Source organism: Fulvimonas sp. R45, assembly GCF_030504985.1.
GTDB lineage: Bacteria > Pseudomonadota > Gammaproteobacteria > Xanthomonadales > Rhodanobacteraceae > Rhodanobacter_A.
This window is the reverse complement of the sequence record NZ_JASERU010000016.1, coordinates 66,023-87,198: the sequence shown is the minus strand read 5'-3', so window position 1 is coordinate 87,198 and position 21,176 is coordinate 66,023. Positions and strand designations below refer to the sequence as shown.

Here is a 21,176-nt window from a genome sequence, read left to right as displayed (position 1 = left end):
ATACTGGCGGATCCCGACAAGGACCCGCCATGCGCGAAGAGCACGTCAACGAACTGGTCCAACTGCTGCAGCTCGAACGGCTGGAGGACAACCTGTTCCGCGGCCAGAGTCGCGACATCGGCACCCGCTTCGTGTTCGGCGGCCAGGTGCTGGGGCAGGCGCTGTCGGCGGCGCAGCAGACGGTCGACCCCTCGCGCGAGGCGCACTCGCTGCACGCCTACTTCCTGCGCGCCGGCGACATCGACGCGCCGATCGTCTACAGCGTGGAGCGCGCCCGCGATGGCGGCTCGTTCTCGGCGCGGCGGGTGGTGGCGATCCAGCACGGGCAGCCCATCCTCAACGGCGCGATTTCCTTCCAGGAGCCGGAAAAGGGCTTCGAGCACCAGGTCGCCATGCCCGAGGTGCCCGCGCCGGAGGACGTGGAACCGATGCGCCACCTGCCGCCCGATGAGCTGGCCAAGCTGCCGGTGAAGCTGCAGCGCTGGCTGGGCATCGACGGTCCGTTCGAGTTCCGCCAGGTGTGGCCGCGCGACGAACTGCACCCGGCCAAGCGACCGCCGATCCAGCACATCTGGTTCCGTCTCACCGCGCCGATCGAAGATTCGACGGTACTGCACCGGGCCATGCTCGCCTACGCCTCGGACTTCCACCTGATCGGCACCGCCACGCTGCCGCACGGCATCTCCTACCTCACCCACAACGTGCAGATGGCCAGCCTCGACCACGCGCTGTGGTTCCATCGCCCGTTCCGCGTGGACGAGTGGCTGCTGTACTCCTTCGACAGCCCCACCGCCCAGGGTGGCCGCGGCCTGGCGCGCGGGCAGATCTTCGACCGCGCCGGCCGGCTGGTCGCTTCCACCGCGCAGGAAGGCCTGATCCGCCTGCGCGAAGGCTGAGAGGCCGCCGGAAGGCTCCAGACGATACAATCCACGCATGCGCCAGCTCTACACCTCCCCGCGCCAGGACAACATCGACCGCGTGGTCGCCCTGATGACCGAGCAGGGCATCGAGACCCAGGTGATGAACCGTTCCAACTGGAACCGGCCGACCTACCAGCGCTTCAGCTACACCCGGCGCGACGAACGCGCCGGCAACGGCCGCGAGAGCTGGCCGCAGGTGTGGGTGTGCCGCGCCGACGACTACACCCGCGCCCGCGCCCTGCTGCGCGGCCTGGGCATCGAACCCACCGTGCGCCACGCCGAGGAACTGGCCGAGGCGCGCAATCCCTCGCCGCTGGCCCGCCGCGCCCATACCGTGAAGCGGGCGCGCCGGATCGTGCTGCTGGCGATCGTAGCGGTGTTCGTGCTGGCGATGCTGCGCAGCTTCCACCTGTTCTGAGAGCCAGACCGGCGCCTCCCGGCCCGGCGCATTTGCGCGGCGGATACGGACCGCGCCTAGAATTGCCCCATGCGTTCCGATCGCGTCCGCCTGTTCCAGACCCTGCCGCACGCCTGCGGCTACTACGCCGAGCGCACCGCGCAGAACCTGGTACTGGACCCGGCCGCGCCGCAGTTGGACCGGCTCTACGGCTCGGCGCTGGAGCACGGCTTCCGCCGCGCCGGCGGCCACCTGTACCTGCCGCATTGCCCGCAGTGCCACGCCTGCCAGCCCTGCCGCATCGACGTGGAGCGCTTCGCGCCCGACCGCTCGCAGCGCCGCTGCCTGAAGCGCAACGCCGACCTCGCCGTGACCGAGGTGACGCCCGGCTACAACCGCGAACGCCACGCGCTGTACCGCGCCTACCTGCAGGACCGCCACCCCGGCGGCGGCATGGACGAGGCCGACGCCAGCGACTTCCGCCGCTTCCTCACCGCGCCGTGGAGCCCCACCCTGTTCCTCGAGCTGCGCCGCGACGGGCGCCTGCTCGGCGTGGCCGTCACCGACATCTGCCTCAACGGCGTGTCCGCGGTGTACACCTTTTACGATCCGGCCGAAACCGCCCGCGGCCTGGGCACCTTCGCCATCCTGCAGCAGGTGGAACTGGCCCGCCGCCGCGGCCTGCCCTGGGTGTACCTGGGCTTCTGGATCGAAGGGCACCCCAAGATGGACTACAAGCGGCGGTTCCGGCCGTTGCAGATCAGGACGGCGCAGGGCTGGGGCACGATGACGGACCGAATGTAAGGAAAGCCCGGCGGTCGATGGAGCGGACGCTCCGCCCTCCGCCCGTCATTCCGGCGCAGGTCGGAATCCAGTCTTATGACTCGTGCGCAGCACGCATGATCTTTTTCGTGTGCTTCGCACGAGTACTTCACTGGATTCCGGCCTGCGCCGGAATGACGGCGAGGGGAAACGAGACGCAAGGCGAATACGGATGGCACGGCTGCGCTCGAGCCACGGGCAAGCGCGGCCGCGATCGCCTCAAGACGAAGCCGCGCTACTCTCCGGATACGGGAACAGCTGCACCAGCGGCACCGAGATGCCGTCGTCGCCCACCACGCGGCAATGCGTGCGGTCGAGTTCGCGCGGGTCTTCCAGGCCGCAACTGTGCGCGATGATGCCGACCTCGTGCATCACGTTCCGCGCGTAGTTGGCCACCTTGTCGGTCTTGTCGCTGACTACCAGCCCGCGCTGCAGCTTCGGGTTCTGCGTGGTGATGCCGGTGGGGCAGGTGTTGCGGTTGCACTGCAGCGACTGGATGCAACCCAGCGCCAGCATGAACCCACGCGCGGAGTTGACGAAGTCCGCGCCCATCGACAGCGCCCACGCCACGTCGTAGGCGGTGATGCGCTTGCCCGAGCAGATCACCTTGACGCGGTCGCGCAGGCTGCGCCCGATCAGCGTGTTGACCAGCATCGGCAGCGCCTCGTGCAGCGGCAGGCCCACGCCTTCCATCAGCGTCTGCGGCGCGGCGCCGGTGCCGCCTTCGGAGCCGTCGACGATGATGAAGTCCGGCGCGCTCTCGATGCCTCGCTTGCGCACCTCGTCGCACAGGTCCTCGACCATGCGCATGTCGCCGAACACCGCCTTGAAGCCGGTGGGCTTGCCGGTGAGGTCGCGGATGTGCGCGATGGCGTCCAGCAGCTGCGGCACGCTGGCGATGTCCAGGTGGCGGTTCGGGCTCTGCGAATCCTCGCCCACCGGGATGCCGCGGATCTCGGCGATCTCCGGCGTCACCTTGGCGCCCGGCAACAAGCCGCCCATGCCGGGCTTGGCGCCCTGGCCGAGCTTGATGCTGACCATCTTCACCTGCCGGTGGGCGCAGATCGCCTGCAGCTTCCGGTCATCCAGCTTGCCGTCGGGCGTGCGCACGCCGTACTTGGCGGTGCCGATCTCGAACACGATGTCGCAGCCGCCTTCCAGGTGGTATGGCGCCAGGCCGCCCTCGCCGGTGTCCATCCAGATGCCCGCCTTGGCCGCGCCGTGCGACAGCGCGCGCACCGCCGGCGCCGACAGCGCGCCGAAACTCATCGCCGAGATGTTGAAGAACGCGGCGTGGTCGTAGGGCTCCCGTGCGTAGGGGCCGATGCGCACCGGCTTCGCCTCCACATGGTGGTCGCCCAGCGCCGGAAAGGCCGCGTTGACGAAGAACGGCACGCCCTCGGCGCGCAGGTCGCGGGTGGAGCCGAAGGCGTTGGTGTTGTCCGCGTTCTTCGCGGCGCGGTACACCCACACGCGCTCGGCGCGGTTGAACGGCAGCTCCTCGCGGTCGCTGGAGTAGAGGTACTGGCGGAAGAACTCGCCCAGGCGCAGGAAGCCGTAGCGGAAGTGGCCGATCACCGGGAAGTTACGCAGCACCGAGTTGGAGGTCTGGTTGCGGTCCACCAGCCAGGTGACCAGCACCACCACCACGCCGATCACGAACGCCAGCAGGAACGCCACCACCACCGCCTCCACCAGCACCACCAGCCAGTGCGAGAAGCCACCCGTCGATTCCATCGTCATCCTCCGCCCGGGACGGCCGCGGCCGTCGTGACACCAGTGCGCGGCGGCGCCGCGCCGTTCCGCACGATGCTACAACGCCGCGCGCCGATGCCGTGCCGCGCACGCGGCGCCACCCCGGTCGCACGGCGGCGCCGGCCCGCGGAAAGCGCGTTCCCGCGAACCCGCCCGGCCACGGCCATGCCCGCGAAAGCCACTTGCGGAAGATATCAATCTGATATCTGATACCCCCAGTCACGGGAGGGCTAGTCATGAACGAACGCAAGGGCTTTTCGGTCGCCGGCATTCCATTCGTCGGGCTCTGCGCGCTGGTCGCCGTCGCCGGCGTGGCCCTGCTGGCCGCGCGCGGCCCGTACGCCCTGCTCGGCATCCTGCTGGAGGTGCTGGAGATCTTCCTGGTCAAGGGCTTCTTCCAGGTCGCGCCCAACACCGGGCAGGTGATGCAGCTGTTCGGCAAGTATGCCGGCACGGTGCGCGACGAGGGCCTGCGCTGGACCAACCCGGTCTACGCCCGGCGCCGCGTCTCGCTGCGCGTGCGCAACTTCGAGAGCGGCAGGCTGAAGGTCAACGACAGCGACGGCAACCCGATCGAGATCGCCGCCGTGGTGGTGTGGCAAGTGGTGGACACCGCCGAGGCGGTGTTCTGCGTGGACGACTACGAGAACTTCGTGCACATCCAGAGCGAGTCGGCATTGCGGCAGATGGCGCAGAGCTATCCCTACGACGCGCACGCCGATGGCCAGCCCTCGCTGCGCAGCCATGGCGAGGAGATCAACACGCACCTGCGCGATGAGATCCAGGCGCGGCTGGGCAAGGCCGGCGTCGAGGTCACTGAGGCGCGCATCAGCCACCTCGCCTACGCGCAGGAGATCGCCCAGGCCATGCTGCAGCGCCAGCAGGCCGGCGCCATCGTCGCCGCCCGCGAGCGCATCGTGGAGGGCGCGGTGGGCATGGTCGGCATGGCGCTGGAAGCGCTGCGCAAGCAGGGCGTGGTGGAACTGGACGAGGAACGCAAGGCCGCGATGGTCAGCAACCTGCTGGTGGTGCTGTGCGGCGAGCGCGGCACCCAGCCCGTGCTCAACACCGGCACGCTGTACACCTGACGGCGGCATGGCCGGCGAGAAGAAAGCCTACCCGCTGCGGATCAGCGCTGCCGTGCTCGACGCCATGCAGCGCTGGTCCGAGGACGACCTGCGCAGCCTCAACGCGCAGATCGAGTACGTGCTGCGCGAGGCGCTGCGCAAGTCGGGACGGCTGAAGCCGGGCAAGGCCGCGCCGGTCGTCGACGGCGATTGAACGATCCCGCGTCAGGGCTGCGCGGACCCATGGCCGCCGTCCTGCCGCGGCGCCAGTCCGGGCAGTCGCAGCAGGCGCGGCGAAGCCGGGCCGAGCACGAACAGCCAGTCGTCCTCGAGCACGATCGCGCGCGCACCGGGCACCGCCAGGCGGCGCAAGGGGCGTCCGTCGCCGGCGTCGTAGACCGACAGCGTGCCCTGCGCCGGCTCCAGCTTGAGCAGCCAGTCGCGGCCCCCACCCTGCCAGTGCGCGAAGGTGTGCGTATCCACCGGCGCCGCGTCCTGCGCCGGCGCGCGCGGCCAGGCCATCCAGGCGAACCACGCGGCCAGCGCGATGCACGCGGCGGCCGCGGCCGCGCCGGCCTGCCGGCCCAGCGAGGCGTTCCGCCGCGCGGTGCGGTGCCAGCGCGGCGAGACCGTTGGAGACCAGGCGAAGGGCAGGCTCTTGTCCATGCCGCGATGCTGGCACCGCGCCATGACAGGGGCATGACGCCATGGCGGCGTGCGGCTTCAGCCGTCCGCACGCGCTCCCAGCGCCACGCCCAACGCGATCCAGCCCGCGACGAAGGCCAGGCCACCGAACGGCGTGACGATGCCGGTCCAGCGCGGCGCGCCCAGCGCCAGCGCGTACAGGCTGCCGCTGAACAGCACGATGCCCAGCGCGAAGGCCGCGGTCGCCCAGCGACCGGCCCGGCCGTGTCCGCCCAGGGCCGCCACGGCCAGCGCCAGCGCATGCCAGAAGTGGTACTGCACGGCGGTGTGCCACAGTTCGCGGTGGCCGGCGTCGAGCACGCCGCGCAACGCATGCGCGCCGAAGGCGCCGAGCAGCACGGCGCTGGCGCCGGCGAGGCCGGCGAAAAGGCCGGCGCGGGATCGGGCAAGTTGTCGCATGCGGGCGGGTTCCTGGCCTCGGCGGGCGCGGCGGTGGCGTATGCTGGCCGAAGCCTTCGCCCGGATTCTCGCATGAAGCTGCCGCGCCTCGCCCCGTTCGCCCTGTTGCTCGCCGCCGCCCTGCTGCTCGCCGGTTGCCAGCGCGACACGGCGGTACCGTGGCAGCTCACCAGCATCCGCGGGCACATGCCCGACCTCTCCTTCAGGCTCGTCGACGACAGCGGCAAGACGGTCACCGCCGCCGACTACAGGGGCAAGGTGCTGCTGCTGTACTTCGGCTACACGCATTGCCCCGACGTCTGCCCGCTCACCCTCGCCCACCTGCATGCCGTGCTGCAGAAGCTGGGCAAGCCGGCCGACGACGTGCGCATCCTGTTCGTCAGCGTGGACCCCGCTCGCGACACGCCGGCGGTGCTGCACGACTACGTGCGCGCCTTCGACCCGCGCGCGGTGGGCCTTACCGGCTCGCCGCGCGACATCGAGGCGCTGGTGAAGCGCTACCGCGCCTCGTTCACCCGCGAGCCCGCCAAGGGCGACAGCGGCTATGAGGTGAGCCACAGCTCGGCCATCTACGTCTTCGACCGCGCCGGCCATGCGCGCCTGCTGGCCACGCCGCCCGACTCCCAGGCGCAGATCGGACACGACCTGGGGCTGCTGATCGCACAGAAGGATGCGCCATGAAGCGCCGCGCCCTCGCCCTGCTGTTCGCCGGCCTGCTGGGTGCGGGTGCCGCCCACGCCGCGCAGGCCGACCACGTGCGCGCCAACCATGCGTGGATCCGCCTGCTGCCCGGCGCCCTGCCCGCCAGCGGCTATGTCGAGCTGGCCAACGACGGCGACCAGCCGGCCCGCCTCACCGGCGCGGCCAGCACGGACTACGCCAGCACGATGCTGCACCGAAGCGCCATGCACGATGGCATGAGCGAAATGGCGATGGCCGATCATTTGGACATTCCCGCGCACGGCCGCGCCGCGCTGGCGCCGGGCGGCTACCACCTGATGCTGGAGCGCGCCGCGCGGACGCTGAAGCCCGGCGACACGGTGCCGGTGACGCTGCGCTTCGCCGACGGCAGCACGCTCGCCGTCGGTTTCCAGGTGCGCCCCGCCAACGCGGACTGAGCCGGTTCAGCGCAGTTCCAGCGACGCAGGCCGTCCGCCGCGCAGCCGCGCCTCGCGCCGGATGCGCCCACTACGCGACAGCCGCAGCCAGTTGCGCATCGCCATCAGCGCGCCGATGCTCTCCACTACGCCGGCCGGCACCCAGATGATGATGCCGCCCACCAGTTGCCCGGTCAGCACGTTGAAGCTGAAGGCGCGGCCGCAGATCTCGAAGATTGGGTACAGGTCGTGGCGCGAGAAGGTGATGATCGCGCCGGCGAGGATCTGCGGCGTCATCGTGATCCCGGGCGACAGCACGCGCATGCCTGCCACCATGCGCCCCGGCGGGTGCGGGCGATGGTCGAGCACCAGCGACCAGTAAGCGAAGCCGCTGACGATCATCGACCAGTTCATGAAGCGGTACACGCGCCAGTCCAGCATCGCCAGCGTCTGCATCGACGGGACCAGCCAGACCAGGATGAACAGCACGAACAGTACCGTGGCCACCGCCGGGTTGAGCAGCACACCCATGCACGCGCGCCACGGCCACGAGCGTTCCAGCGGCCGCAGCAGGCGCGTGCGCCACGCCAGCGGCAACCCCGCGCGCAGCACCGCGCCCGGGTGCGAGGCCACGATCAGCAGCGGCACGATGTGGTGCAGCAGCAACTGCTGCAGCCGGTGCATGAAGAACTCGTGCTCGGCGTAGAAATCCAGGTAGGTGTGCAGCGTGAGGTAGACCACCGCCATGCCGCCCCAGAACGCCAGCTTGCGGCCCAGACCCGTGCGCACGCGCCGGCTGCCGCGCCAGTACAGCACGCCGGCCGCGAGGAAGCAGGCCAGGAAGACCCAGGAGAATTCCCACGGCACCAGCCATTTCGACAAGATCGCGATCATCGGCCCATCCACGCCGGCCCGCGGCGCCGACGCCGCAGCATAGCGCGGCGCCGCGGGGCGATGTCCGTGCACGCTTGCGGCGGATTGCCGCCCTGCCGCGGCATGATTAGAGCCGGCTGCGGTTGCGGCGTACCCGGCGCCAGCCGTAGAGCAGGCCGATCAGGGTCACCAGGGCCGGCACCAGCATGATGTTGATCACCTTGAGCCGGAAGCCCAGCGCGTCGATCTCGGCGTTGAGCTGGTGTTGCACGTCGCGCAGCTCCTTGCTGATCGCCAGCTTGCGCTGCAGGAACTGCTCGATCTCGTGGCGCTGCTCGGCGCTGGTGGCGTTGTCGTGCGCGCCCTTGGCCGGCTGCAGCTCGTCCAGGCGACGCTTGGTCTCGGCCAGCTCGCTTTCCAGCTCCTGCTTCTTCTGCAGGAACTTCCGGTCGGCGGCGCGCTGCAGCGCCAGCACCCGGGTGAACGGGCGCTGCGAGGTGGCGCGGCCGCGGATCGACAGCAGCGCCGAGGAGCCGCTGAGGTTGTCCACCAGGTTCATCACGAAGTCGCCGTTGTTGGCGAACGCGCTGAGCGTGGGCTGGCCGAGGAAGGTCTGCGTGTCCACCCACAGCCGGTCGGTGAGCAGGTCGGTGTCGGCGACCAGGATCACCTCGCTGTCCGGTTTCGAGACGGCGAGATGGCCGGGCTGCTTCGCGCGGTCGGGGAACGCGCTGGCAAAGCTGCCGCGCAGCCGCGCGGCGATCACGTAATGCTGGTTGCCGGGCTGGTAGTCCTGCAGCAGCTGGGTGGGGTCGCTGCTGGCCTCGACCACCCGCCGCGCCGGCACCAGCTCGGCGTCGGCGCTGCTCTGCAGCAGCGGGACCAGCCGCGTGGTGGCATTCGGCGCGAGGTCGAAGTGGCCGGCGCTGGAGACGTTGATGCGCTGCAGGCTGGCGGTGACCACGTCGGCATGGTTCAGCTCCTGCTGGCCCAGGCCCAGCATCGCCGGATGCGCCAGGTTCACCCCGGCCAGCTCGATCGGCAGCGCGCGGTCGCGGTCCAGCACCACCTGGGTGGGGTCGTACGTCACGCCCCAGTCGGCGAACAGGCGCGGCAGGTCGGAGTTGTGGTCGTCGGTGACGCCGGTGCTGCCGTTGATGTACGGCGTGGTGTCCGACTCCGCGTCCGGATCGACGAACACCACCAGGTGGCCACCGCGCAGCACGTACTGGTCGAGCGCGTACTGCGCGTCGTCGGACAGGTGCTTGGGATGGATCAGCAGCAGCACCTGGATGTCCGTGCCCACCCGCTTGAGCTTGTCCGGATCGATCGCCGTGACGTCGAACAGCTGCTCGAGCTGGCGCATCGCCGTCCACGGCTGCTTGCCCAGGATGGGGTTGCCCATCACCGGCAGCGAGCTGATCACGCCGATGCGCGGCTTGGCCGGCTCGTCCAGTTCGTACAGCAGCTTGGCGATGTCGTATTCCAGGAATACTTCGCGCGACGGGTCGAAGAACGGGATCGACAGCGTGCGCGTGCCGGGCTCGGCGTCGTCCGGTTCCGGCTCGCCGTCGGCGCCGGGCGGCAGGGTGCTGCCGACCAGCCCGAAGAACACCCGTTCGCCGTTGCTGCCGCCGCTGGCCGCGGTGAGGCCGTTGCCCTCGGCGCTGGCCTCGTCGTCGGAATAAGGCACCGGGTCGACCACGCGCAGGCGGATGCGCCCGTGCGAGCGCGACACCATCTCCTGCAGCATCTCGTTCACGCGCTGTTCGTAGCTGCGCAGCTGCGGCAGGTCGCGGGTGGCGTGCTCGGAGAAGTACAGGGTCAGCCGCAGCGGCCGGCGCAGGCCGTCGATGATCTGCCGGGTACCGGGCGCCAGGGTGTAGAGGTGGTCGGTGGTCAGGTCCACCCGCGCCGGCCCCAGCCAGCGGCTGGTGGTCAGCACCAGCGCGGCCCAGGCCAGCGCCAGCAGCACCAGCGCGGCGACCAGGGCGGTACGGCGGCGGAAACGCACGGCGGCCATGTCAGCGCATCCGCTTCAGGTCGAGCACCAGCACGCCGGCGACGAGCCAGGCCACGATGGTGAACACGAAGTACAGCAGGTCGCGCACGTCCAGCACGCCGCGCGCGATCGCCTCGAAATGGCGCAGCAGGCTGAGGTGCGCCGCCGCGTTGACCAGCTTGCGCGGCAGCGTGCCCTGGAAGAAGTCCATCACCTGCGCCTGCCCGGCCAGGATCAGCAGCACGCAGACCAGCGCGGTGAGGATGAAGGCCACCACCTGGCTGCGGGTGAGCGTGGAGACGCAGGCGCCGATGGCCAGGAACGCGCCGGCCATCAGCCAGCTGCCCAGGTAGCCGGCCACGATCACGCCGTTGTCGGGCGTGCCGAGGTAGTTCACCGTGATCCACACCGGAAAGGTCAGCGCCAGCGCCAGCCCCACGAACAGCCAGGCGGCGAGGAACTTGCCCAGCATCGCCTGCCACAGGCTCACCGGCAGCGTCAGCAGCAGCTCCTGCGTGCCGCTCTTGGCCTCCTCGGCCCACAGTCGCATCGACACCGCCGGCACCAGGATCAGGTACAGCCACGGGTGCATCGCGAAGAACGGCTGCAGGTCGGCCTGGCCGCGCTCGTAGAAGTCGCCCGCGTAGAAGGTGAGGATGCCGGCCAGCGCCAGGAAGATCACCAGGAACACGTAGGCCACCGGCGTCACGAAATAGCTGCGCAGCTCGCGCCGCACCACCGCCGCCATCGGGCTCATGCCGCGGCCTCCGCGCCCAGGGTGATCTGGCGGAACACCTCGTCGAGGCGGCCGCGCTCGAGCTGGATCTCCGACACTTCCAGCCCCTGCTCGCGCAGCAGCCGCTCCACCGGCTCGAGGATGCGCTCGCCGGGCCTGGGGAACACCGTGATGCGGCCGTCCAGCGGGTCCACTTCCACCCCTGCCACCTGCGGCAGGCGCCCCAGCATCTCCTGCGACACGCCGCTGCCCGGCGCGCTGAAGGACACCGCGCCGTGGTAGCGCGAGCGGGCCTCCAGCTCGGCCGGCGTGGCATCGGCCAGCAGCTTGCCCTGGGCGATGATCACCACGCGGTTGCACAGCGCGTGCACCTCTTCCAGCAGGTGGGTGGAGATCAGGATGGTGCGCTCGCGCGCCATCGCGTCGATCAGCCGGCGCACCGCGTGCTTCTGGTTCGGGTCGAGGCCGTCGGTGGGCTCGTCCAGCATCAGCACCGGCGGGTCGTGCAGGATCGCCTGGGCCAGCCCCACGCGGCGTCGCAGGCCCTTGGACAGGGTGTCGATGCACTGTTCCAGCACGGTCTCCAGCTGCAGCCGCCCCACCACGTCGTCGAAGCGGCGGCGGCCGTGGTCTTCGCGCAGGCCGCGCACGCGGGCGATGAAGACCAGGAACTCGCGCACGGTCATCTCGCCGTAGCTGGGCGCGCCCTCGGGCAGGTAGCCCAGCGCGCGGCGGGCCGCCAGCGACTCGCGCCGCACGTCGTGCCCACAGACCCGCGCGGTGCCCGAGGTGGGCGCGAGGAAGCCCGCGATCATGCGCATCGCGGTGGACTTGCCCGCGCCGTTCGGCCCCAGCAGGCCCAGCACCTGGCCGGGCTCGGCGCGGATGCTCAGCGCATCCACCGCGGTAAGGTGGCCGTAGCATCGGGTGAGCTGGTCGGTCTCGATCATGTCGCGGTCGGCGTGCGTGGCGCGGGCATCATGCAATGTACCGCATGGCGCCGCGGAAGTTCGGCGACGCGTGCGCGCCGGAAACGAAAAGGCCCTCCCCGTGTGGGGAGGGCCTCGGCATGGCGATGCCGCTGCGGCTTACTGCGCGCTGTCGGCCGCGGCCGGTGCAGCGCTGGAGCCGGCCGGCGCGGGCGCCGAGCCCGACGAGGCCGGCGCCTGGTTACCGTTGGCGTCCAGGCTGGGCTGCGGCATGCCGGCGGCCTGCTCCGGGGTCTGCTCCGGCAGCTTGCCGCCGTTGGCGGAGTCGGTGATCGGCAGGTACACGTCGAACTTGGCGTAGGTGGTGATGTCGCCCTTGGCGTCCTGCACCTCCGGCTGCACCTCGATGTCGTACAGGCGATCGACCACCTCGTCGTACTTGTAGCCGTGGGTCTGGGCGTAGGCCTTCAGCATGTCGCGGGTCTGCGGCACGCCGGCGGCGGTGCCGTTCCACACCCCTTCCAGCGCCGGGCCGCCGAAGGCCAGCGCGGCGCGCACCTTGTCGTCCACCACCAGGCGGCCGAACTTGTCGTGGTCGCCCGGGTTCAGGGCCGGGGCGGCAGCGCTGGAGCTGCCGGAAGCCGGCGCGCTGGAGCTCTCGGCCGCGGCATCGTCGGACAGGGCAGGATGGGTCGGCGCGGTCAGCGCGTAGCTCTGGCCGTTCACGGTGAGGCTGGTGGCGTCGATCGGCAGCGCCACGTCGAAGCTGTAGGTCTCGTCGCCGTAATTGGTGGTGAAGATGATGCGCGGACCGGTGACGTTGACGCCCAGCTTCTTGGCGGCGGCGTTCAGCTGGTTCACGGCGTTGCCCACCACCTCGTCCAGGCCGGCCAGGCCGTCCTTGCGCGGGCTGGAGGCGGACACCAGCAGCACCGGCGTCGGCTTGGTCTGCACGATGTACGGCACCAGGTCGCTGTAGTCGACGTTCGGCACCGCGGCCAGCACGTTCTGCAGGTTGTTCAGGCTGTACTGGATCAGCGTGTCGGGCGCGCCGTGGATGTACAGGTTGGAGTAGCGGCTCAGCAGGTTGAAGCCGTAGGCCACGTCATACGACCAGGTGACCTTGGTCAGCTTGCCCTGGCGCCCCTGGCGCTCCAGGTCGATGGTGAAGTGCTTGTCGTTGCCGCGCCAGTTGTTGTCCAGGTTCCAGATGATCTGGGCGCTGTTGACGCTGGGGTCGATCTTGTTGAAGTCGGGCTTGGCGCTGGCGATGGTCAGCTTGCCGTTGCCCACCTTGTCCACGTCGCTGGTCCACTCCACCGCGGCGCCCGGGCCATAGGCCGGGCCGGAGAAGGCGTACTGGATCCTGGGGTCGTCCGCACGCTGCACGCTGTAGTCGGGGAAGCGGCGGAGGTTGTCCATCACGTCATAGACTTGGCGAAGGTCCTTGCCAAGCACCAGCGACCGCTCCACATGGCCGGAGCCGGGCATGGCGATGCCCGCCACGACGCCGAGGACGGCGACGATGATCAGGGCGACAATGATTTCCAGAACACGCGTCATTCCAGGGGTCTCCGAACGTCTCTCTGCGGCATGAAGCGCGCCGGCCGCGCACGCCGGAGGCATCCCGCAAGATGCGTCGCGACGGGTCCGACCAACGCCGAAGCCACCGATGTTACTTGCTCGCGCGCCCGAACGCTACGGCCCGCGCGAGGCCCCCGGAAACGGCGCCACGACGCGCCATTCGGCCGTCCGGAAGTCCGAAAACACCCCTTTTCCGGACCATGCGCCCGCGCATGTGCGGGCGCGGCGGACGCTCAGACGATGCCCAGTTCCAGCGCCTTCAGCACGGCCCGGGTACGGTCGCGCACGCCCAGCTTGGAGAGGATGTTGGAGACGTGGTTCTTTACCGTGCCCTCGGCCACCTTCAGCGAGTTGGCGATCTCCTTGTTGGAGTAGCCGCCGGAAAGCAGGCGCAGGATCTCGGTCTCGCGCTCGGTGAGCGGGTCGGGCTGCTCCAGGCTGGTGAACTGGTTCTGCATGCGGCCCACCCCCGCGAGCAGGCGCTGGGTGACCATCGGCGCCACCAGCGAGCCGCCCGCGGCCACGGTGCGCACCGCTTCCACCAGCTGCTCCAGCGAGACGTCCTTCAGCAGGTAGCCGCGCGCGCCGGCCTTCAGGCCCTGCAGCACCAGCTGGTCGTCGTCGAAGGTGGTGAGGATGATGGTGGGCGGCAGGTCGTTGCGGGCGGACAGCGCCTGCAGCACCTCCAGTCCGCTCATGTTGGGCATGCGCAGGTCCAGCAGCACCACGTCGGGCTTGATCCGGGGGATGTCGGCCACCGCCTGCGCGCCGTCGGCGCACTCCGCCACCACCCGGATGTCCTCGGCCAGGTCCAGCAGCGAACGGATGCCCTGGCGGACCAGGTTCTGGTCGTCGACGAGACAGACGGAGATCATCGTGATTCCTCGTAGCGGGTGCGGCGCGCCATGCGCCGCGGACGGACGACGGAACAGCTCAGCGGAACATTCTTGCAGGCCATCAGCCCACGCTCAACGCCGGCGGCTCGAAGCGCGCCGGCGCGTGCGCCAGCGCCGGCGTCTCGCCCAGCGGCAGCCGCACGGTCAGCTCGAAGCCGCGGCCGGCCTCGCTCTCCACCGTGACGCTGCCGCCGAATTCGGCCAGCCGTTCGCGCATGCCCGACAGGCCGTTGCCCGGCGCCACGCTGCTGGCGCCGCGGCCGTCGTCGCGCGCGTGCAGGCCGAGCAGGTTGTCCTCGGCGTAGGCGAAGTGCAGCCACAGGTTGCGCGCGTTGGCGTGGCGGGCGGCGTTGGTGATGATCTCCTGCGCGCAGCGCAGCAGCACCTGCGCCCGGCGCGGGTCCTCCACCCCGAAGCGCGGCGGCGTGGTCACGTGCACCGCCAGGCCCGGCACGCCCTCGACCAGGCTGCGCAGGGCCTGGGTCAGGTCGACGGCGTCGTCCTGGCGCAGTTCGCTGACCGCCTCGCGCACGTCGGACAGCAGGTGCTTGGCGGTCGCCTGCGCCTTGCGCACGTGATCCGCCGCGTCCGGGTTGACCAGGTGGCTGGCCACTTCCAGGTTCAGGCTCAGCGCGGTGAGGTGGTGCCCGATCAGGTCGTGCAGCTCGCGCGCGATGCGCATGCGCTCGGCGATGCGGGTGGACTCGGCCAGCAGCGCGCGGGTGGCGCGCAGCTCGGAATTGAGGCGGCGCTGGGCCTCGCGTTCCTCCAGCTGCTGGCGCGCCACCAGCGAGGTGAAGAAGGCCAGCGCGGACATGCCCAGGTACATGCACACCTGCAGGAAGGCCGCGGGGATCGTCCAGCCCATGTAGCTGGAGATGAGCGGCGTCAGCAGCAGGTTCTGCCCCAGCATCCACAGCAGTCCGGCCAGGGTGGGCAGTTGCCAGGGCAGCGCCACCGAAATCACCACCATCAGCATGGCCGAAAGGCCGCTGCGGCTGGCCCAGCCCATCACGATCGCCGAACCGGTGAGCACGATCAGTCCCAGCAGCCGCACCAGCTGCCCGCGCCCGCCCTGGGCGGTCATGCCCTCGCGGCTGGTCAGGGCCAGGTAGGTCAGGGCGAAGATGGCGTTCGAGGCGATGCACATCGCCGGCGAGCGCACGCCCACGCGGATGCCCCAGCTGCTGGGCAGCACCTGCAGCAGCGGCAACGACACGCAGACGCAGGTGAACAGGCCGGTGTAGCGCAGCAACCGGATATGGCTGAAATTGGTCCATGACATGCCGCGCATCATAGGCCCCCGCCCATCCGGCGCAATGCGCGGGAAGTCACCCCTGCCGAAAGCCATGCACGCGCCGTTTTACGAAGCCTTTACATGGCGCAGCGCGGGATGTGCCGCCGGGGTGCGCATGCCATAATGCGCGCATGCCGGGCCTGCCCGGCCGCCCTTCGAGACAAACCTATAAGCGGAGCAACGAATGGCTCTTGCCATCCGCGACGTGCGCGAGCACGAACTGGATGCCGTCCTGGCGATCAACAACGCCGCCGGCCGCACCATCCTCCCCCTGGACAACGCGCAGCTGCGCTACTTCTACGACCACGCGGACTACTTCCGCGTGGCGGAGATCGACGGCCACTTGGCCGGCTTCCTGATCGCGCTGCGCGAAGGCGGCGACTACGCCAGCCCCAACTACCGCTGGTTCGGCGAGCACTACCCGCAGTTCGTCTACATCGACCGCATCGTGATCGCCAGCGCCTACCATCGCCACGGCCTGGGCCGCGTCTTCTACTGCGACGTGAACAGCTACGCCGAGGTCCGCGTGCCGCTGCTCGCCTGCGAGGTGTTCCTGGAGCCGCGCGACGACGTGGTGGTGCTGTTCCACGGCACCTACGGCTTCCAGGAGGTCGGCCAGCAGCGGATGGAGCCCGACGGCCGCCAGGTCAGCCTGCTGGCCAAGGAACTGCCCAGCTACGCCTACGTGCGCGACACCTGGCTCGAACATGGCGGATTGCCCGACGTGCCCTGGCTGGCCGGTCGCCGGCTGCCCGCGCACGGCGAGGCCCAGCCGCGCCGCCTCGCCGGGGACCGGCGCCCGTGAATGCCCGCATGACTGCCAGCGAAGACGCCTGCGACCTGCGCTTCGGCCAGGTCGGACTTGCCTGCGTGCGCGTGCGCCGCGCCGACGCCGCCGCCCTGTGCGAGGAACTGGAGCGCCGCGTGCGCAGCGCGCCGCAGCTGTTCGCGCGCGCTGCCGTGGTGCTCGACCTCAGCCACCTGCCGAAGCTGCCCGACGACGGCATCGTGGACGCCCTGCTCGAGGCCGTGCGCAGCGCCGGCATGCTGCCGGTGGGACTGGCCTACGGCACCAGCGAGACCGAGGCGCTGGCCAAGCGCATGGGCCTGCCGCTGATCGCCAAGTTCCGCGCCGCCTACGAGCCGGGCGACGGGGCCGCCGCCGCGCCGGCCCCGGCAGCGGCGACGACACCCGCTCCTGCGCCTGCTCCCGCTGCTCCCGCTCCACGTACCGAGCCCGCGCCGGCCGCCGACGGCGAAGCCGCGACCGCCCTGCACCACGACGGCGCCGTGCGTTCCGGCCAGCAGGTCTATGCGCGCAACCGCGACCTGGTGGTGGTGGGCGCGGTGGCCAACGGCGCCGAGGTGATCGCCGACGGCGACATCCACATCTACGGCGGCCTGCGCGGTCGCGCGATGGCCGGCGCGCAGGGCGATGCCGGCGCGCGCATCTTCGTCGCCGACTTCCGCGCCGAACTGGTGGCGATCGCCGGCCACTACCGCGTGTTTGAACAGATTCCGAACGATCTGGAAGGCCAGCCCGTGCGATGCTGGCTGGAAGGCGAGAAACTGCTGATCGCCAAGCTGTGACGGCCTGCCCGCCACACCCCATTACAAGAACAACATTCTTCACGGAGATGAGCCCTTGACTGCTGAGATTATCGTTGTCACCTCCGGCAAAGGCGGCGTCGGCAAGACGACGACCAGCGCCTCGCTCGCCACCGGCCTGGCGATGGCCGGCAAGAAGGTCGCGGTGATCGACTTCGACGTCGGCCTGCGCAACCTCGACCTGATCATGGGCTGCGAGCGCCGGGTGGTGTACGACTTCGTCAACGTCGTGCACGGCGAGGCCACGCTGAAGCAGGCGCTGATCAAGGACAAGCGCCACGACAACCTCTACGTGCTGGCTGCCAGCCAGACCCGCGACAAGGACGCGCTGACCCAGGAAGGCGTGGAGAAGGTGCTCGACGGCCTCTCGGAGGACGGCTTCGACTACGTGGTGTGCGACTCGCCCGCCGGCATCGAGAAGGGCGCGCACCTGGCCATGTACTTCGCCGACCACGCGGTGGTGGTGGTGAACCCCGAAGTGTCCTCGGTGCGCGACTCCGACCGCATCCTCGGCCTGCTCTCCAGCAAGACCCGGCGCGCCGAGCGCGGCGACGGCGCGATCAAGCAACACCTGCTGCTGACCCGCTACAACCCCGTGCGCGTGGCCGCCGGCGAGATGCTCAGCGTGAAGGACGTCGAGGAGATCCTCGGCATCAGCGTGGTCGGCGTCATCCCCGAGTCGGAGAACGTGCTGGCCGCCTCCAACGCCGGCGTGCCGGTGATCCTCGACGCGGACTCGCAGGCCGGCCTGGCCTACGGCGACACCGTGGCCCGCGTGCTCGGCGAAGACCGCCCGTTGCGCTTCCTCGACGCACCCAAGAAGGGCTTCTTCCAGCGCGTATTCGGAGGCTGAGCACGATGGGCATTCTCGATTTCCTGAAGCGCAAGCCGGAACCGAGCGCTGGCATCGCCAAGGAACGCCTGCGCATCATCGTGGCGCAGGAACGCTCCGCCCGCGGCGGCCCGGACTACCTGCCGCTGCTGCGCAGCGAACTGCTCGAGGTCATCAAGAAATACGTCCACGTGGACCTCGACGCGATCAACATCAACGTCGAGCGCGACAGCGGCCACGAGGTGCTGGAACTGTCCGTGGCGCTGCCCGAGATCAAGGGCGCCACGCAAGCCACCTGACCGGGCCGGCGGGTGGCGCGGGCGCATGGCCTCCGCCCCCCCCTCGCGCCACTTCGCCTTCGCCCGTCATTCCGGCGCAGGCCGGAATCCAGTGGCGATCACGCATGGCCACGCCCCATGGCAACTGGATGACCAGAGCCGCGTTCGTTGAAAAGCGCCTCCGGCCTGCGCCGGAGTGACGGCCCGGTCGCCGCCGCCCGAATCCCAGCCCAGCCGGCCATGACACCGTCCATTCCCACCGCACAGGTACTGCGCCTCGCCGACCTCGGCGACGACGCCCCCGCCGCCGCCCTGCTCGCCCGCTACGGGCTGGCGCTGCAGCGCGTGCCCGACGGCGAGCCGATCCCCGGCAGTTTCTGGGGCGACGAGGAGGCTGGCGTCATCGGCAACCACGTCTACGTCCGCGCCGACACGCCGGTCCACTCGCTGCTGCACGAGGCCTGCCACCTGATCGTGCTGCCGCCGGAACGGCGCGCCGCCGTGCACACCGACGCCACCGACTCGGTCGAGGAAGAGGACGCCACCTGCTACCTGCAGATCATGCTGGCCAACGAGCTGCCCGGCGTGGGCCGCGACCGGCTGATGGCCGACATGGATGCCTGGGGCTACAGCTTCCGGCTCGGCTCGGCCCGGGCCTGGTTCGAACAGGATGCGGCGGAGGCCCGCGCCTTCCTCGCCGCACGGAACCTGCCCTGAGCCCCGCGGGCCGGCACCGCCCGTCCCGCGTCCCGATCCGCGGCGCCTTCTCCGGCGCAGCCGGGGCTTCGCGGATGCCTTCCGGCGGGCTTTAAAGATCCTGTCATCGCCAAAGCGGAAATTAAGACAGGCGTCGTACACATGGCGACGGTGCCACCCATTCCCGGCCGCCTCGGACATGCCCAGACGCCACGCCCTGACCATCCGCATCGACGCCTTGCGCCGGCGCACCGCGCGCCGCCTGGTCGCCATGCTCCTCGGGCCCTCCCCGCAGCCCTCGACGGCGGCGCTGCCCGCCGCCGGCATCCATCGCGTCCTGGTCTGCCACACCAGCCACAGCCTGGGCAACACGCTGCTGCTGACCCCGCTGCTGCAGGAACTGGAACGGATCTATCCTGCCGCCGAGATCGACATCCTCACGCGCAGCCCGGTGGCACCGGACATCTATGGGCACTACTTCGGCGTGCGCCGGCTGCTGCGGATGCCCGCCCACGCGGTGGGCCACCCGCGGCAGGCGCTGCGCGCCCTGCACCGGATGCGCGCCGTCCGCTACGACCTCGCCATCGACCCCGACCCGCAGTCGCAGACGTCGCGGCTGCTGCTGCGGATCGCCCGCGCCACCTGGAAGCTGGGCTTCGAGGGCCCGCGCAAGCAGGGGCACGTCACGCACGCCGTGCCGGTCCCCCGCGAGCTGCCCAGCACCGGCCAGCGGCCTGTCCATATGCTGCGCCAGGCAGCGGGGCGCGGCGACGGCGACTTTCCGCCGCCCGACATCCGGCTCGACGCCTCCGAGAAATCGCAAGGGAGCCTGGCGCTCGAGCGGCTGATGATGGCGCACGGCGAGCCTCGCAAGCGCCGCGTCGTGGGCATCTTCGCCAACGCCACCGGCCCCAAGCTGCTTTCCGCCGGGTGGTGGCAGTCGTTCATGCAGGTGCTGGACGCCGCGCCCGGCGACTGCCAGTGGCTGGAGATCGTGCCGGCCTCCGGCCAGTCGATGCTGGGGGCCCGCTACCCGGCCTACTACTCCAGCGACCTGCGCAAGCTGGCCAGCGTGCTGGCCGGCCTCGACACGCTGGTCACCCTCGACTGCGGCGTGATGCACCTGGCCTGCGCCGCGCAGGTCCCCACCGTCGGCATCTTCACCGTGACCAGCGCCGCCGAATGGGGTCCGTACGGCCGGAGGGACGCCATCGTGCACGCCCTGGACCGGCCGCCGGCGCAGGTGGCGGAAGACGTCCTCGCCGCGCTGAACCCGGCCACGTACGTAGCCAGCCCCACCCCTGGCCCGCAGGCGGCCGCCCCTGCCCCCCACGCCACCATCGACCGTCCCGCGACCATCGGTTAGCATGCCGCCCATGAGGGAGATGGCATGCCTCCCGTTCCTTCCCGGAACAAACCGCCCGCCGGTAGCCTTCGCGCCGCCGCCCGGACTGATGATGCCTGCACCACCGGTTTCCGGCGGCGCAGGCGTGCCTGTCGCCGCGAACGCAACGCTTCGCAGACAGGAGATTTCCGCACGTGAACCTCACCGGATTCATTGCCGTCGGCCTCGGCGGCGCCATCGGCTGCTGGGTACGCTGGATGCTCGGCATCCTGCTCAACCCGGTCTTCCCCACCCTGCCGCTGGGCACGCTGGCCGCCAACCTGCTCGGCGGTTTCATCATGGGCTGCATGATGGGCGTGTTCGCGCACTTCCAGGCACTGCCGCGGGAACTGCAGCTGTTCGCCCTCACCGGCTTCCTCGGCGGGCTGACCACGTTCTCCACCTTCTCGGCCGAGGCCGATACCCTGCTGCTGCGCCAGCAGTACCTGTGGTTCGGCGCGCACGTGGCGGTGCACCTGGCCGGCACGCTGGGCATGACGTTGCTCGGCCTTGCCCTTACCCGCGGCCTGCTGCGCCATTGACGACGGAGATTGCGATGCCCACGGAAACGACGATCGACGGCGTGTACCTGCGCTTCTACACGCATGCGCACGCCAGGTACGACGGCATGCTGCTGTCCGAGTGGCTGCTGGAGCAGGCCAAGAAGCACAAGCTCGGCGGCGGTTCGGTGTTCCGCGCCATCGCCGGCTTCGGCCGCCACGGCGTGCTGCACCAGGAAGCCTTCTTCGAACTGGCCGACGACCTGCCGGTGAAGGTGGAGTTCCTGCTGCGCGAAAGCGAGGCCGAGGCCCTGCTGCAGCTGGTGCGCGACGCCGGCGCGGAGCTGGTCTACGCCCGCGGACCGGCTAGCATCGGCGTACTGGGCAAGGAGGACTGAA

25 protein-coding genes and 1 riboswitch are annotated in these 21,176 nt (G+C 70.4%); of the genes, 15 read left to right on the top strand and 10 right to left on the bottom strand.

Annotated features, from left to right (window positions below; genetic code table 11):
• Window positions 1-29 precede the first annotated feature (29 nt).
• From tesB to QMK61_RS14015, 3 genes are all read left to right on the top strand, one after another.
• Complete coding sequence (gene tesB / locus QMK61_RS14025; protein ID WP_302072845.1) at window positions 30-896, top strand: acyl-CoA thioesterase II; 867 nt, start codon at window positions 30-32, stop codon at window positions 894-896.
• A gap of 37 nt (window positions 897-933) precedes the next feature.
• The gene (locus QMK61_RS14020) at window positions 934-1,338 is read left to right on the top strand and encodes a hypothetical protein (protein ID WP_302072844.1); all 405 of its coding nucleotides are present in this window, start codon (window positions 934-936) and stop codon (window positions 1,336-1,338) included.
• A 69-nt stretch (window positions 1,339-1,407) separates the two neighbouring features.
• Complete coding sequence (locus tag QMK61_RS14015) at window positions 1,408-2,121, top strand: arginyltransferase (RefSeq protein ID WP_302072843.1); 714 nt, start codon at window positions 1,408-1,410, stop codon at window positions 2,119-2,121.
• 237 nt (window positions 2,122-2,358) lie between these two features.
• Here the strand turns inward: QMK61_RS14015 and QMK61_RS14010 are convergent, their stop codons facing one another.
• Window positions 2,359-3,876: an FMN-binding glutamate synthase family protein gene (locus tag QMK61_RS14010; protein ID WP_302072842.1), complete on the bottom strand. Its 1,518-nt coding sequence runs from the start codon at window positions 3,874-3,876 to the stop codon at window positions 2,359-2,361.
• 254 nt (window positions 3,877-4,130) lie between these two features.
• On the opposite strand from QMK61_RS14010, the gene QMK61_RS14005 reads away from it, so the two are divergent.
• Both QMK61_RS14005 and QMK61_RS14000 read left to right on the top strand, forming a co-directional pair.
• Window positions 4,131-4,982 (top strand): SPFH domain-containing protein, encoded by an 852-nt coding sequence (locus QMK61_RS14005; protein ID WP_302072841.1) that lies wholly within the window; start codon window positions 4,131-4,133, stop codon window positions 4,980-4,982.
• Window positions 4,983-4,989: 7 nt separating this feature from the next.
• Window positions 4,990-5,175, top strand: a complete 186-nt coding sequence (locus tag QMK61_RS14000) for an Arc family DNA binding domain-containing protein (RefSeq protein ID WP_302072840.1) — start codon at window positions 4,990-4,992, stop codon at window positions 5,173-5,175.
• An 11-nt stretch (window positions 5,176-5,186) separates the two neighbouring features.
• Here QMK61_RS14000 and QMK61_RS13995 read toward each other — a convergent pair whose 3' ends face one another.
• Window positions 5,187-5,627 carry a hypothetical protein gene (locus QMK61_RS13995; protein WP_302072839.1) on the bottom strand — a complete coding sequence of 147 codons (441 nt, stop codon included), beginning with the start codon at window positions 5,625-5,627 and terminating at the stop codon, window positions 5,187-5,189.
• A 57-nt stretch (window positions 5,628-5,684) separates the two neighbouring features.
• The gene (locus QMK61_RS13990; protein ID WP_302072838.1) at window positions 5,685-6,065 is read right to left on the bottom strand and encodes a DUF423 domain-containing protein; all 381 of its coding nucleotides are present in this window, start codon (window positions 6,063-6,065) and stop codon (window positions 5,685-5,687) included.
• A gap of 72 nt (window positions 6,066-6,137) precedes the next feature.
• Here QMK61_RS13990 and QMK61_RS13985 point away from each other — a divergent pair, with 72 nt between their 5' ends.
• The gene (locus QMK61_RS13985) at window positions 6,138-6,746 is read left to right on the top strand and encodes an SCO family protein (protein WP_302072837.1); all 609 of its coding nucleotides are present in this window, start codon (window positions 6,138-6,140) and stop codon (window positions 6,744-6,746) included.
• Window positions 6,743-7,183, top strand: a complete 441-nt coding sequence (locus QMK61_RS13980; RefSeq protein ID WP_302072836.1) for a copper chaperone PCu(A)C — start codon at window positions 6,743-6,745, stop codon at window positions 7,181-7,183. Before QMK61_RS13985 ends, QMK61_RS13980 begins: the two co-directional genes overlap by 4 nt.
• A 6-nt stretch (window positions 7,184-7,189) precedes the next feature.
• Here QMK61_RS13980 and QMK61_RS13975 read toward each other — a convergent pair whose 3' ends face one another.
• The 7 genes from QMK61_RS13975 to QMK61_RS13945 form a co-directional block, all read right to left on the bottom strand.
• Window positions 7,190-8,056 (bottom strand): cytochrome c oxidase assembly protein, encoded by an 867-nt coding sequence (locus QMK61_RS13975; RefSeq protein ID WP_302072835.1) that lies wholly within the window; start codon window positions 8,054-8,056, stop codon window positions 7,190-7,192.
• 106 nt (window positions 8,057-8,162) lie between these two features.
• Complete coding sequence (locus QMK61_RS13970) at window positions 8,163-10,058, bottom strand: Gldg family protein (RefSeq protein WP_302072834.1); 1,896 nt, start codon at window positions 10,056-10,058, stop codon at window positions 8,163-8,165.
• Between the two features lies 1 nt (window position 10,059).
• Complete coding sequence (locus QMK61_RS13965; RefSeq protein ID WP_302072833.1) at window positions 10,060-10,794, bottom strand: ABC transporter permease; 735 nt, start codon at window positions 10,792-10,794, stop codon at window positions 10,060-10,062.
• The gene (locus QMK61_RS13960; protein ID WP_302072832.1) at window positions 10,791-11,723 is read right to left on the bottom strand and encodes an ABC transporter ATP-binding protein; all 933 of its coding nucleotides are present in this window, start codon (window positions 11,721-11,723) and stop codon (window positions 10,791-10,793) included. The genes QMK61_RS13965 and QMK61_RS13960 overlap by 4 nt, the downstream gene beginning before the upstream one ends.
• Window positions 11,724-11,861: 138 nt before the next feature.
• The gene (locus tag QMK61_RS13955; RefSeq protein WP_302072831.1) at window positions 11,862-13,265 is read right to left on the bottom strand and encodes a polyketide cyclase; all 1,404 of its coding nucleotides are present in this window, start codon (window positions 13,263-13,265) and stop codon (window positions 11,862-11,864) included.
• A 254-nt stretch (window positions 13,266-13,519) separates the two neighbouring features.
• Window positions 13,520-14,161: a response regulator transcription factor gene (locus QMK61_RS13950; RefSeq protein WP_302072830.1), complete on the bottom strand. Its 642-nt coding sequence runs from the start codon at window positions 14,159-14,161 to the stop codon at window positions 13,520-13,522.
• An 82-nt stretch (window positions 14,162-14,243) separates the two neighbouring features.
• Window positions 14,244-15,467: a sensor histidine kinase gene (locus QMK61_RS13945; protein ID WP_302072829.1), complete on the bottom strand. Its 1,224-nt coding sequence runs from the start codon at window positions 15,465-15,467 to the stop codon at window positions 14,244-14,246.
• A gap of 196 nt (window positions 15,468-15,663) precedes the next feature.
• Between QMK61_RS13945 and QMK61_RS13940 the strand changes: the two genes are divergently transcribed.
• The 8 genes from QMK61_RS13940 to QMK61_RS13905 all read left to right on the top strand — a co-directional run bounded on the left by QMK61_RS13940 (window position 15,664) and on the right by QMK61_RS13905 (window position 21,175).
• Window positions 15,664-16,284, top strand: coding sequence for a GNAT family N-acetyltransferase (locus tag QMK61_RS13940; RefSeq protein ID WP_302072828.1), 621 nt, complete (start codon window positions 15,664-15,666; stop codon window positions 16,282-16,284).
• The gene (minC, locus tag QMK61_RS13935) at window positions 16,281-17,069 is read left to right on the top strand and encodes a septum site-determining protein MinC (RefSeq protein ID WP_302072827.1); all 789 of its coding nucleotides are present in this window, start codon (window positions 16,281-16,283) and stop codon (window positions 17,067-17,069) included. The genes QMK61_RS13940 and minC overlap by 4 nt, the downstream gene beginning before the upstream one ends.
• Window positions 17,070-17,124: 55 nt before the next feature.
• Entirely contained in the window at window positions 17,125-17,940 is an 816-nt protein-coding gene (gene minD / locus QMK61_RS13930; protein WP_302072826.1) for a septum site-determining protein MinD, read from the top strand.
• A gap of 5 nt (window positions 17,941-17,945) precedes the next feature.
• Window positions 17,946-18,218 (top strand): cell division topological specificity factor MinE, encoded by a 273-nt coding sequence (minE, locus tag QMK61_RS13925; RefSeq protein ID WP_302072825.1) that lies wholly within the window; start codon window positions 17,946-17,948, stop codon window positions 18,216-18,218.
• A 219-nt stretch (window positions 18,219-18,437) separates the two neighbouring features.
• A complete protein-coding gene (locus tag QMK61_RS13920) occupies window positions 18,438-18,914 on the top strand; it encodes a hypothetical protein (RefSeq protein ID WP_302072824.1) in 477 nt (158 codons plus the stop codon).
• A gap of 178 nt (window positions 18,915-19,092) precedes the next feature.
• Window positions 19,093-20,259, top strand: coding sequence for a glycosyltransferase family 9 protein (locus QMK61_RS13915; protein ID WP_302072823.1), 1,167 nt, complete (start codon window positions 19,093-19,095; stop codon window positions 20,257-20,259).
• Window positions 20,260-20,265: 6 nt separating this feature from the next.
• A riboswitch (Fluoride riboswitch) is annotated at window positions 20,266-20,364 on the top strand.
• A 68-nt stretch (window positions 20,365-20,432) separates the two neighbouring features.
• A complete protein-coding gene (gene crcB / locus QMK61_RS13910) occupies window positions 20,433-20,819 on the top strand; it encodes a fluoride efflux transporter CrcB (RefSeq protein WP_302072822.1) in 387 nt (128 codons plus the stop codon).
• Between the two features lie 14 nt (window positions 20,820-20,833).
• Complete coding sequence (locus QMK61_RS13905) at window positions 20,834-21,175, top strand: DUF190 domain-containing protein (protein ID WP_302072821.1); 342 nt, start codon at window positions 20,834-20,836, stop codon at window positions 21,173-21,175.
• The last annotated feature ends 1 nt before the right edge of the window (window position 21,176 follow it).